Annotated in this window: 8 protein-coding genes and 4 pseudogenes; 3 read left to right on the forward strand and 9 right to left on the reverse strand. The window is 66.3% G+C overall.

What is annotated here, in order from left to right; translation table 11 throughout:
- Window positions 1-253 (forward strand): transposase (locus ACH4C6_RS34870; protein WP_398112656.1); only part of this gene is annotated, 253 nt, incomplete at its 5' end.
- A gap of 50 nt (window positions 254-303) precedes the next feature.
- Here the strand turns inward: ACH4C6_RS34870 and ACH4C6_RS34875 are convergent.
- The 4 genes and pseudogenes from ACH4C6_RS34875 to ACH4C6_RS34890 all read right to left on the reverse strand — a co-directional run.
- A complete protein-coding gene (locus tag ACH4C6_RS34875; RefSeq protein WP_398112657.1) occupies window positions 304-1,629 on the reverse strand; it encodes a hypothetical protein in 1,326 nt (441 codons plus the stop codon).
- 91 nt (window positions 1,630-1,720) lie between these two features.
- Window positions 1,721-2,147 (reverse strand): annotated as a pseudogene (locus ACH4C6_RS34880) (ATP-binding protein); the annotation flags it as partial.
- Window positions 2,147-2,827, reverse strand: a pseudogene (locus ACH4C6_RS34885) (Mu transposase domain-containing protein); the annotation flags it as partial. The pseudogenes ACH4C6_RS34885 and ACH4C6_RS34880, both read right to left, overlap by 1 nt.
- A gap of 413 nt (window positions 2,828-3,240) precedes the next feature.
- Window positions 3,241-3,941, reverse strand: a pseudogene (locus ACH4C6_RS34890) (IS5 family transposase); the annotation flags it as partial.
- Between the two features lie 246 nt (window positions 3,942-4,187).
- On the opposite strand from ACH4C6_RS34890, the gene ACH4C6_RS34895 reads away from it, so the two are divergent.
- A complete protein-coding gene (locus ACH4C6_RS34895; protein ID WP_398112658.1) occupies window positions 4,188-5,144 on the forward strand; it encodes a hypothetical protein in 957 nt (318 codons plus the stop codon).
- Window positions 5,145-5,214: 70 nt separating this feature from the next.
- Here the strand turns inward: ACH4C6_RS34895 and tpg are convergent, their stop codons facing one another.
- From tpg to ACH4C6_RS34910, 3 genes are all read right to left on the reverse strand, one after another.
- A complete protein-coding gene (gene tpg, locus ACH4C6_RS34900; RefSeq protein WP_398112659.1) occupies window positions 5,215-5,769 on the reverse strand; it encodes a telomere-protecting terminal protein Tpg in 555 nt (184 codons plus the stop codon).
- A gap of 115 nt (window positions 5,770-5,884) precedes the next feature.
- The gene (locus ACH4C6_RS34905) at window positions 5,885-7,246 is read right to left on the reverse strand and encodes a replicative DNA helicase (RefSeq protein WP_398112660.1); all 1,362 of its coding nucleotides are present in this window, start codon (window positions 7,244-7,246) and stop codon (window positions 5,885-5,887) included.
- Window positions 7,243-8,289 carry a hypothetical protein gene (locus tag ACH4C6_RS34910; protein ID WP_398112661.1) on the reverse strand — a complete coding sequence of 349 codons (1,047 nt, stop codon included), beginning with the start codon at window positions 8,287-8,289 and terminating at the stop codon, window positions 7,243-7,245. Before ACH4C6_RS34910 ends, ACH4C6_RS34905 begins: the two co-directional genes overlap by 4 nt.
- Window positions 8,290-9,336: 1,047 nt before the next feature.
- On the opposite strand from ACH4C6_RS34910, the gene ACH4C6_RS34915 reads away from it, so the two are divergent.
- Window positions 9,337-10,101 (forward strand): IS5 family transposase, encoded by a 765-nt coding sequence (locus ACH4C6_RS34915; protein WP_398112662.1) that lies wholly within the window; start codon window positions 9,337-9,339, stop codon window positions 10,099-10,101.
- Here the strand turns inward: ACH4C6_RS34915 and ACH4C6_RS34920 are convergent.
- The gene (locus ACH4C6_RS34920; RefSeq protein ID WP_398112663.1) at window positions 10,093-10,476 is read right to left on the reverse strand and encodes a hypothetical protein; all 384 of its coding nucleotides are present in this window, start codon (window positions 10,474-10,476) and stop codon (window positions 10,093-10,095) included. The genes ACH4C6_RS34915 and ACH4C6_RS34920 overlap by 9 nt on opposite strands.
- A gap of 307 nt (window positions 10,477-10,783) precedes the next feature.
- Window positions 10,784-11,926: pseudogene (locus tag ACH4C6_RS34925) on the reverse strand (hypothetical protein); the annotation flags it as partial.

The raw sequence follows: 11,926 nt of genomic DNA on the forward strand, positions 1-11,926 counted from the left end.
CCGCGGCTACGACTACGACAAGTACCGCCGTCTCCTACGGACCCGCGGCATCACACCGAAGATCACCCGGAAAGGCACGGCTCACGGTTCCGGCCCGGGCAAGACCCGTTGGGTCGTCGAGCGGACCTTCGCCTGGCTCCACCAGTTCAAACGACTCCGGATCCGCTACGAGATACGCGCCGACCCCCACCTCGGCCTGCTCCAACTCGCCTGCAGCATCATCTGCTTGAGACGACTGCGGACCTCATTCTGAAATGATCAGTTAAAGCCGCTCGGGGTGCCGTTCCAGGTAGTTCGCTGCAGTCAGCTGAGCCGTGCGCTCCTGGGCTGCGCCTTCTGTTGTGCGGCGTGTGATGCAGGGGTTGGACGGCGGACCGTGGAATCGACTGGGGGATGCGGTGTCGGATGGCTCTTTGCCGCCAGTGCCATATTGGCTTGCTGATAGCGCAGTTGAACCAGCCCGTCGTGGTCGTACGCGGACCGCGCCATTGCGGCCAGAGAACTCACATTTTCTGCAACCTGAGTCGCTGTCAGATGCCGGCCTCCGTAGGAGCGGACTTCAAGTACAACCATCGGCCTCGTCCGACCTTCATTGGTGTCGAGTGACGGCAGAGTGAACATGTCTCCGAATGCATCGCGCATGGATATTTCTGGCCTCGTTTTCTTCAAACCACTTTCAAGAAAATCCTTTACGCTATATCGATCATCCCCGCGGAGCGGTAGCGATGTCGGACGGGCGACAGGGTGCTTCAAGCTCGGATTAAGGTTGTTCACCTCCAGCCGCACGGAATTATTCATGTTTTCTATGATCCGCTCTACGTGGTTGGCGAGATGATTTCTGGCTTCCGGCGTGCACGACGCAAGTAGTTCTGATGGGCTCTGCCGCGGGAGGATCGCAGCGTAACTCTTCGGCGACCCGCCACAATGTTGCCAGGAAGAAATCGATGCGGTTGCCACATACAGAAGAGAGCAGGCCGCGCTTACCTGTCGAGCAGGCAAGCCTCCTCCCTGATCCGAGGAAGATTGAAAACGAAAATACTCTGCTGCCTCATGCTGCCCAAATGCTATAGCAGCATGGAGGATTTCCCGCGCCGGGATGCCAGTTTCCATGGACCGCCAAGTTCCGGAGTGAATTGAGGTAAGTGCATCCGGAATGGAGGCGAGAGGAATGCCCACGTTGTAGTGAACGTGAGCCGTCCTCTCTCCGCCTATGAGGGCCTGCCCCAGTGTTGCCTCCCGGCCATCAGATGTTGGCGTCCACTCGCCCGGAAGGCAAAGGGGAAGTCTAGGTTCTGAGGCGGTCTGAAGCCCTGCGTGCAGGGCATGTTCAAGGCTTCTATAGTGATGCATTGACTCTTGGATTGAAGGTCTATTACGCTCCTCATCCAGAACCCGCATAATTCCGCTCGTAACCTCTGGGATGATAATCAAGCTTTCTTCGAAATCTATGTCTCTCGGCGCGTACCGATGGAGATTATCCGAAGCGTCGACGTACGCCTTTTTACTTTCAGCTTTAAGCGTGAAACCCAAAGGGCCGCGGGCGAGGGTTGTTTCACGGAATGCATCAGGATCATCAACGCCGTCGATGCGGGTAGGAAAAGTATATTCGGCCTCTACGTTGATACCCATGGGACTCCTGTCTGGGAACTGAGAGCGGTGCCCTTCTGGCTACGTCGATGGCTGGCTTCTGGCTCAAAATGATCTTTACGGGGTGCAGGACCAGCAGTCCGATGTCGTCGAAGATGATCAGGTCCAACGGACAATCTTGGCGAGGGCTCGGGCGATGGAGTCGTCCGCGCGGTGGCGGCGGACCAGGGCTCCGAGGTCCTCGATGGTGAACCAGGCGACGGTCAGGCCGGCCTCGACTGCGGTCTGCCCGAGAGCCTCGGTAAAGTGCGACTTTCCCGTCCCCGAGGGCCCGCAGATGCAGAAGTTCTCGCGGCGGCCGAACCATTCCAGGCTTTTGAGCGCGTCCTGGGTGGCCCTGGGGATGGAAGATTTGTTCTCGTGCCAGTCGCCGAAGGTCTTGCCGGTGGGGAACCCGGCCCGCTTGTGGCGGGTGTGCAGGTTGGCCCGCTGGTGAGCTCGATGGCCTCGGCGAGCGGGTCGCCGTTGGTGGCGGGAACGGTGCGAAGAGGGGTGGCCATCAGACGAGGTCGCTTTCGTCGTGCTCGGACAGATCAGAAGCGTGCGGGGCCGGGGCGCCGAGGGCGGACCAGGCCGAGGTGCCGGGCTGCAGCGAGTGAGTCTCGCTGCGGCGGACCGGCTCGGTGATTCCGTGGACGGACTGGTAGTCAAGGATCGACATCAGGTCCTTGTCCGCGAAGCGGGCGGTGACCGCGGTGCCGAGCGCGCGGTCCACTTCCGCGATCGAGTAGAGCTTTGAGAGGGCGACGGCCTCGGCCATCTTCGCCTTGATCCGGCGGACTCCGACCGCTCCGGCCTCGATCAGCCAGCTCGCAGCACCCGGTCCGAGCTGGAAAAACGCGGCTTCCTCGGCCGAGCTCGCTCTTGGAGTGCGGTCGGCTTCCTTGTCCTCGCGCGGCGGGCAGTGGCCGTCGTCCAGGACCGGGCTGCCGGGCTCGCCGCGGCGGTGACGGGCGACTTCACGAGCCGAGCCGTCCTCGTCGATCGCGGTGACGATCAGCTCGTCGCCGTGGAAACGGGCCCAGACGCGTGTGTCGATCAGTTCGTGCGGGACCGAGTAGCGGACCGCTTCGACCGAGATCGTCGATTCCCAGGTGACCCGGCGGGTGGTGCCGAAGGTCGCGGTGAACGGCTCACGCGGCAGCGGGTGAAGTCGCTGTCGTTCCTCTGCAAGCCGTTCAGAACATCCTCAGTCTCCGGGCCAGTGGAACCCGGCGCAGCCGCAGCGACACGCGACGGCTCCACCCGCTCACGCCCACGAGCTGACCGCCGACGCTGCACGGGCCCGGTGGGGACGCCTTCGCCTCACCCGGCCACCTGAACGACCGTCTGCTGACGGCGTCGGCATGGACGCCGTCGCGGCGGGTCTGGCTGGCCGGATAGTCGAGCGCTGTGGCGGCCTGTGCTGCGGAGAGCGCACGTTACTCCATGAGATCGGCCATCCTCTGCGCGCGGCACTGAGTCAGGGCGGCCTGGGCGGTGTTGCGGTGCACACCGAGGCGGTCGGTGACGGCGGCCGCGGCGGCGGCACAAACGGGGCAGAGCCGCCACCTCAACAAGCAGCAATCACCTGGACAACGACACCCGTGCGATGAGCCACGCCATGGTCCGTTCGATCGTCCAGCGGTGTCGGCCGAGCCGCTGTGAGGTCTCGACGCCCTTGCGGGCAATGCGGTGCTGGATGCCTCGCTGTGCCAGCCATTGCCGCAGGTGGCGATAGTCGTAGCCCTTGTCGCCGTGGAGCTTGGCGGGCTTGCGGCGGCGGGGTCCGCGCCGGGACTTGATCGGAGGTATGCCCTTCACTAGCGGGATGAGGGCCTGGCTGTCGTGGACGTTGGCGCCGGAGATGCCGACGGACAGGGGCAGACCGGCCCGCTCGGTAATCAGATGGATCTTCGAGCCGTACTTGCCCCTGTCGACAGGATTCGGACCTGTCAGGTCCCCCTTTTCAGGGCCCGCATGTTGACCGAGTCGATCGCGCACCGCGACCAGTCCAGGTCGCCGCGGGAGCCGAGTTCGTCGAGGACCAGGCGGTGCAGCTTGGCCCACACACGGGCCTTGGTCCATTCGGTGAACCGGCGGTGGGCCGTTGCACCGGACGGGCCGAACGACGTTGCGGGCAGCTGCTGCCACGTGCAGCCCGACGTCGCCACGAACACGATCGCGGCCAGAACCTCACGGTCGCCGTGACGACGCCGGCCACCACCCTGCGGCCGCGACGGCGCCTCCGGCACCACCCGCTGGAACAACTCCCACAGCTCATCCGGCACCAGCCGCTCAACAATCCCCGCCACGGCAGCAGCCTACCCGGCCAAATGAGATGACCTGTTAGGGGGCGAGGGGCTCGCCTGCCGGCGCCGGGATTGCATCCGGTCAACCAGCACGTGGCCGATCCTTCGCTGATCTGCCAAGCGGTTCACACGACCTCGCCCTGTTCGTGGCTGGCTGCGTCCCGGGCGTGAGTGCGGTCTGGGACGTGCGTCGCACGTGCAGCTTGACGCCCGGTACGGTGAACTCCCAGCGCTATAGGGGGAATCGTCGTGACTACCGCTCTTGATCCACAGACAGCAAAGCGCTTGGCTTTCCTGCGGCTCGTGTACGAGCAAGGCGTTCAACAGTCCCGACTGCCAGCACCGTTGAACGCGACCGCGCTGCTGTTCCTCCACGACGCCGTGGAACTCTTCCTCGTTCTGGCTGGTGACCACCTACGGGTCCAGCTTGACAGGAAGACGAGCTTCCTTGACTACTGGGACCGCCTCAAAAAGGCTCCGAACGGTGTGCATTTGAGTGGGGTCGCTGGGATGCGTCGCTTGAATGATCACCGTAACGGGCTCAAGCATGCAGGAAACATGCCCTCACCTGACGTTTTGGACCAGGTGAAAGCAGACGTTTCCAGCTTCTTTGACGACAATGTCCCCAGGGTTTTCCAGGGTCTTGCGTTCGATGCCATTGATATGGCAGAGGTGATTCCTCAGGGGCCGGTGCGCCGCCTAGTGCGGGAAGCCGGTGAACGAGAGAGAGACGGATCCCGATCATTGGCGATGGTGATCCTTAACCGGGCCTTCTACACCCTCTTCGATGGGCGAGGCGTACGCGGCTTCGGCAGCACGCTCCGGAAGGATCCCTGGCTTGCCAACAACCTCAGAAGTGCGCTTGCGCAGCCCAATGATCGCATGCGAGGGGACAAGGTTGCACGTCAGATCGAGGACCTGCATAAAGCAACTGTTGATATGCAGGAGGTTGTGCGCATCTTGACCCTAGGGCTGGACATTCATGAGTATCGGCGGTTCGAGCGGCTTATTCGCGAGTTCTGGTCGCATAAAGAAGAGCGAGACGTCGAAGTAGCGCAAAGAGCTGAGGGAAGCGGTCATGTACCCACCCAGGAAGAGCTTGGCTTCTGCCGTCAATTTATTGTGCAGGCAGCAATCAGCGTGTTCGAGACTGCGGAGCATCGTAAGCTGCCTTCGTGGTACGCAGAAGAATTTCGAGACTTCTGAGACAGGAAGATTCCGTCCAGCGAATTATCTGGCGACAGAAAGGCCTGCGGCCCTCAAGCTTGTCTGAGGGCTACAGGCCGAACTCCATCTGCTCGATGTCGGTGAACTCCACGTCCAGGCCCTGGGCGCGGCGGCCACCGTCGCGGAAGTAGACCTCGCCGAGCGCCTGGCCCGCGATGTCGCGCAGCTGCTGCTCGCTGGCCCCGGCGTCCTGGGCGTTGAACAGGCGGGCCGCGTGGGCCGGGGGCAGGGCCAGGGTGATGTGCCGCAGGCGGGCGTCATCGGTGGTCCCGGGAGCGGCGGTGAACCCGAAGCGTGCCCGTACGTCGATGACGACGCCCGTGCTGGTGGCCGCCTGCTTGCGGGCCTGGGCGCGCAGGCGCGGCTGCCAGCGCGTCTGAACGGCGTCGGCCAGGCGCTGGGCGAGGTCGGGGCGGGGCCGGCGGATCTGGTCTTTGAGGTAGCGCTCGACTGTGCGCTGCGAGATGCCGAGCTGCTGAGCCACGGCGCGGGTGCCCTTGAGCTGCTTGACCAGGTAGCGCATCTGCGCGCCCGCGCTCTTGGGGATGGGGCGGGTGAAGGCCTGCTGCACGGCCTTGTTCAGGCCGTCGTCCACGATGCCCATCGTGGGCACCTCCGTTCATGATCGGCTGTGTGGGCCGCTGCGGGACGATCACAGCCAGGCCGGGGAAGTTGCCCGACCGAGCCGTGATCGCGCCGCACAGCGGCTTCCAGGGCGCTTAGCGGGGCGGTTCTTCCTCACCGGACATGTCGCGCAGGCGGCTGTAGTGGAACTGGTGAGCCACGGTCACGGTCCCCGTGGGTCCGTTGCGGTGCTTGGCGACGATGAGGTCGGTTTCCCCGGCTCGCTCTGACTCAGGCTCGTAGTAGTCCTCGCGGTGCAGCAGGATGATGTTGTCCGCGTCCTGCTCCAGGGCCCCGGAGTCGCGCAGGTCGCTGACCTGCGGGCGCTTGTCCTGCCGCTGCTCGGGCCCGCGGTTGAGCTGCGCCAGGGCGATGATCACGGCTCCGGTGTCGGACGCGAGGATCTTCAGTTCGCGGCTGATCTCGGTGACGCGCTCGTAGGGAGACTGCCTGCTGTTGCGCTGGTCGGTCTGCATCAGCTGCAGGTAGTCCACGACCACCAGCGGCGCACGGCCGGTCTCCCGGACGATGGTCTTGATGCGGGAGCGGATGCGGGCGGGGCTGACGCGGGCGCTGTAGTCCATCCACAGCGGCAGTTCCCGCAGCTCGGGGGTGAAGCGGTCGAGGCGGTCCCAGTCCTCCTGCTGGAGGCTATCGGCACCGTCACGCAGGTGATGGAATGCCACCCGCGCCCTCGCGGACAGGATGCGGTTGCTGACCTCTGCCCGGCCCATCTCCAGGCTGTGCACCAGCGAGGGACCACCCTTGCGTGCGTTGGCAGTGGCCACGCCGAGCGCGAACGCCGACTTGCCCATCGCCGGGCGCGCGGCCACCACGGTCATCTGGCCGGGCATGAGTTTCATCAGGGCGTCCAGGTCGGTGAACCCGGTGATGGCAGACGGTGGGACGGACACGGCCAGGCTGTCCAGGTGCGCGTCCAGGCCGTCGCCGAACCGCCCGAAACTGTCATCCTCATCGTCGGCAGTCAGGTACTCCAGCTCCGCCTGGTGCGCAGCGATGGTGTCCGGCACCGACAGCGGGTCCGCGATGCGGGCGCCCTGCATGCCACGCACCAGCGCCTCCTGGTAGCGGCGCACCTGGGCGTAGCCATGCACGAGGTCGGCGTAGTGCCCGGCCTCACCGGGGGAGCAGGCGCTGCTGGCGAGCTGGGCCAGCCCGGCCGGGCCACCCACGCGCTCGAGAGCGCCGGCGCTGCGCAACTCGGCCTCCACCGCGGGCACGCCCGTGGGACGACTATGCCCGTGCAACCGCTGCACCGCCGACCACACCAGCGCGTGCGCGGGCTCGTACCAGTCGCCCTCACGCACAGCGCGGGCCACATCGGCCACCGGGTCATAGGCCGGGGTGGCCAACAGGCAGGCGCCCAGAGCACGCCGCTCCGCGTCCACGGACACGGCCCGCCCCTGCTGTTCCTGGTCCAGGATTTGCGTGGTCACTTGGCCACCTCCACACCGCTGCGGGTGACGCCGGGGTGCGTGCAGCGCCGCTGCGGCCCGGAGTCGTCGTCGTCCAGGAGCCAGCCGTACTCATCGCACGCGGAGCAGGCATCGATGACGCCACGCGCCACAGCCGGCCGCAGACTGCTGGCCGGTGCAGGCGTCGTCTGCGGGGCCACCAGCGCATAGCGGCGCAGGTCCCGCACCCACCCGGGCAGGCACTTGGTCCAAGACGCCGCGCCACCGGTGTTCTTCAGCACCTCGGCTTCGAGCAGCGCGAGGTACCCAGCATCGGCACCCACCAGCGACGGCCAGCCCTGCTCACGCATCGTTCGCAGCAGCTTCGGCGCGCAGCTGCGCGCCGTGGCAGCGCCCGCCTGCCAGCGCTGCATCTGCTGCAGGAAATCCACCGCTGCGCCTGTCTCCTCCGGGGAGAACTCCGGCCCCTCCGCCCGCTGTGACGGGAGCGACCCCGTGGGGCGCGTGGGAGGGGTAGGGGAGGAGGAATCCTCCTCCTCCGGGGGGTGTGGGGGGTGAAGCCCATTGGTACCACGTGGTTTGACCTGCGGTTTTGCACCATCGGCCACATGTGGTGATTCACCACATGTGGTCATTGGTGACATGTGGTCTGAGCTGGGGTTTTGCCCATCGGCCACATGTGGTGATTCACCACGTGTGGTCATTGGTGACATGTGGTCTGAGCTGCGGTAATCATCGGGAGCGGGAATCCAGGATCCGGTCTCTGGCTGGTCGGTCCGGCGCTGGGAGACGGTGTAGTGGATGCCGACGGCCTTGCCGCCCTCGCCCCGGAGCCGGTGGGTCTGGACGTAGCCGGCCTCGCGCAGCAGGCCCAGCTCCCGGCGCACGACGTTCGCTCCGATCGGCTTGCCGTTCGCGCCCTTCCACCCGAGCCGCTCAAACCAGGACACCAGGAACGGAACGTCGAAGGGCTGGTCGGGCGGCAGGAACCACAGCGCCTGAACAATGGCGATCGTGAGGGGCTGCCATCCGTGCCCGAAGAACGTCTCCTCGGACATCGTCACGTGCGGAGCGAACTCCGACTTTCTGGTGTAAGTCGCACGAACCTCAAGGTCCGCCGACGCGTCCTTCTCCGGACGCGCAGTGTCTTGCTGGTAACGCAACGGTGGTACATCTCCCCAGGTAGGGGAGCCGTGAACAGCGATGTGACCTAGCGGAACACCCGGAGTAGTGGCGTTGCGCAATCTGATGCGCATACTCTGGGTATAGGTGACTGCGCGGGCCCACGGGCCCACGGGCATCACCCCGGCGAGGTCACCTCACCGGATCACGACTCAAGGGTTTGGTAGCTCGATTGAGTCGGACTTGGAAGAGGCTCCGTTGTGGCGACGGGGCCTCTTCGCGTTACGGGGCTCGGATGCGCAAGGCGCCCTCACCCTTTTCGCTCAGCTTCAAGAACGCTCCTTCGGGGCGTATCGGATCAGCACAACGTCGCCGATGGGGCGCACTTCCAGCACCCCCATCCGCGCCGTGGATCCGCCCGGGAAGTCGGCAGGGCCCAGAAAGCGTGCTGCCTCGGGCTGAGTACACCCCGTGCCGGACACGGGCTCACGCTGGTCAGGAAGCGGTCCGCTCCGGGGGCCAGGTGAACCGTAGGTGGCCCCACCGGGCGCGAGCGGCACCCGCTGTTGCGGATCGCCGCCTGGTGCCCGCGGCCGCCGGGAAGTTCACCGCATCGTGCTCGAGCGGCACACACGCGCCACGGAGCCCGGAGGGCCGCCGTGCCCGTGGTGATGACAACCCGAGCAGCCCCTGCCGGAGCCGCTTCAGGACCCACCGGAACTCCGGCAGACGGCAGATGCCGGCGGCCTCCCGGCAAGGCCCCGGCGGCTGTCCGGTGGAGCGCCCGGCAGACGCGCAGGCCCGTCCTGGCGCCCGCTGGAAGCCCGCCCGCCATCACTGCAAACTCCTGTAAGCCACGACGAAATTGGATGGACAATGAGCCTTTTCCAACCTGCGGGTCGAGCTGGTCAGTTCGGCTGACAGACGGGTGAAGCCCCTGGTAGATGGGTTTTCGACCAAGAAGAACCCGTGCCCACCAGAGGCTTCGTATGTCTGTCTACCCATCGGGGCTGGACGTGTCCAGCTCTACCCTGTGCTTCCTCGCCGCTCGTCTGCGGGCACACCGCCGACGTCTCGGCACCCGATGGCGGCGCCTGAGTACGGGGCGGCAGGCCCTGCTTGCTCTCGCCCATCTGCGCAACGGCCATCCGTACGCCCAGCTTGCGGCCGGGTTCGGGATCGGCACCACCACCGCCTACCGCTACATCACCGAGGCCGTCGACGTCCTGGCCGCCCTCGCCCCGGCCCTCACCGAGGCGGTCCAGGCGGCGTCAGCGAAGGCGTTCGTCCTGCTGGACGGGACGCTGCTACCAATCGACCGCATCGCCGCCGACCGGCCGTTCTACTCGGGCAAACACAAGAAGCACGGGGTGAACGTGCAGGTCGTCGCCGATCCGTTCGGCCGGCTGCTGTGGGCGTCTCCCGCTCTGCCCGGGGCCGTCCATGACGTCCGTGCGGCCCGCGAGCACGGTGTCATCGACGCTCTCGCAGGGGCCGGCATCGTCTGCTGGGCCGACAAGGGATACCAAGGAGCCGGGGGCACGGTCCGTGTTCCCTACCGCGGCCGGTGGGAGACGCTGTCCGCAGGCCAGCAGGCTGTCAACCGGTCCCACGCGAAGAACCGGGCCCTGGTCGAGCAGGCCGTCGCCACCCTCAAGTCCTGGCGGCTTCTCCACAAGCTCCGCTGCTCGACCACCCGCATCACGAGCCCTGTTCAGGCTGTCCTCAGCCTGCATCTGGCCAGCTCAGGCTGAAGATGGAAAAGGCTCATTGGGAGGCATCTCCCAGTCCCAGTCCCCCGCCTCAACGCCGGTGCCCTCGTGCACGATCGGCTCCAGCGCTGCAGGCAGGTGCTCCGTGTGCGGGTCGTCATCCTGCTCCTGCTCCTGCGGTGCCGGTTCCTCGCTGGTGGTGAGGTCGGCGGCCAGGGCGTGCTGCGCCTTGCGGCGCCGCGTGGACGTGTCGGTGAGCCGCGCTTCCTCTTCGGTGAGGACGGTCTGCACGATGTCGACGTCGTCGGGGCCGACCTTCCACACCGCCTGCCCCGAGCCCAGGCCGGGGATCCCGGCACCACCAGTGAGGGCCAGTCCCTCGGCTTTCAGGCGGGGGGAGCTGAGCAGGGTCTGCACGGCAACGCCCTGCTGCGCGGCGATGTCGGCGAGCGCCGCGGGCGCAGGCCCCGCCTCCGCCGCCGGGGCGGCGGAGGCGGGCCACTGTGCGGCCCCGGGCGGGCCACTGTGCGGCCCGCCTTCCCTTCGCTGCGCTCCGGTCAGGTGGCCCCGGGCTGCGCCCGGGGCGGGTATGGGGCAAGGCAGTGCTGCGCACTGCCCTGGGGCCCGTGCCGGGCCCTTGGGTCCGTCCGCTGCGCTCCCGGACCAGCCCGCTACGCGGGCAGCTGGCTACAGGGGGAAGAGGCTGGCGGGGGCTCTCCCGCACCTACCCCAGGATGTTCCTCCGTCCTGCACCCAAGAAACCATGCTGCTGCACAGCCGCGGAGGAGGAAGCCTGCACAGTACTGGCAGCCGCCATATCAGCAGAGCCAGGAACCACAGAAGACGCAGCCTGCGCAACACCAGGCACAGGAGAAGGCGCACCCGCCCCCCTGCGCACCACCGACTCCACATCGGTCTGCCCGGTGGGCTGCCTGGACCCGCCGGGCGCAGGTCCCGCCGCCGCTGGCACGAGCGGGCCCCTCGCCTGCGGCTGGTGTGTTCCGCCGGTGCGGGGGGTGCTGGGGTGCAGCCCCACCCTGCGGCCGTCGGTGCTGGTGACGAGGGTGAATTTCTTTTCCGCCAGAGCGGTCTGCGCCTCATGCTTCAGCGCCGACAGTACCTCACCCTTGCCATTGACCACCGCATTGCCAAGACGCACGCCCAGGGGGGTGGTTCGCGCAGGGAGTATGGGGACGCCCATGTCATTCGTGGCGAAATTGTGGTTCCTGACCGCCTCCGCCAGCTGATGATCCGTCATCGGCTCCTGGCGGCTTCCGCCCGCGCGGGGGGTATTGGGATGCAGCCCTACACGGCCGGAGCCGACTTCGACGAGGTTGAAGTGCTTCTCCCTCAGGGCATCCTGCGCCTCAGGCCCCAGTGCCGACAGCAGCCCACCCTTGTTGTCAACCAGCGCGCTGACAAGACGCGCTCCCAGAGGTTTCAAGGTCTGCGGCGGGAGGATAGTCGCGCCGTCAGCATTTGTAATGAATTCGTGCGCCCTGATCTGCTGCGCCAGGTGCGCATCCTCCATCGCTGGATTGTGTTTTCGGCCCGTGAGGGGGGTATCGGGATGCAGCCCTACACGGCCGGTGCCGACTTCGACGAGGTTGAAGTGCTTCTCCTTCAGGGCAGCCTGCGCCAAAGGCCCCAGCTCCGATCGCAACTGACCCTGTTTACTGACCACCGCCTTATAGAGACGGTCACCCAGGGGTTGCAAGCTGCTCGGCGGGAGGACGGTGGCGCCGTCAGCATCCGTAGCGAAGTTGTACTCCCTAACCTCGATCTTTCGTGACGGTCTGCCGACGGAGTCGGTGGGCCGTTTCGCTTTCTGTGGCTGGTGCTGGGCAGGCTGAGGGGCCCGTGTGTC

It is taken from the genome of Streptomyces sp. NPDC017943 (genome assembly GCF_044328425.1).
Classification (GTDB): Bacteria; Actinomycetota; Actinomycetes; order Streptomycetales; family Streptomycetaceae; genus Streptomyces; species Streptomyces djakartensis_A.

Excerpts from the sequence above, each read along its gene's own strand:
- tpg (WP_398112659.1), bottom strand. The coding sequence starts at position 5,769 with ATGGGCATCGTGGACGACGGCCTGAACAAGGCCGTGCAGCAGGCCTTC.
- ACH4C6_RS34915 (WP_398112662.1), top strand. The coding sequence starts at position 9,337 with ATGTCTGTCTACCCATCGGGGCTGGACGTGTCCAGCTCTACCCTGTGC.
- ACH4C6_RS34875 (WP_398112657.1), bottom strand. The coding sequence starts at position 1,629 with ATGGGTATCAACGTAGAGGCCGAATATACTTTTCCTACCCGCATCGAC.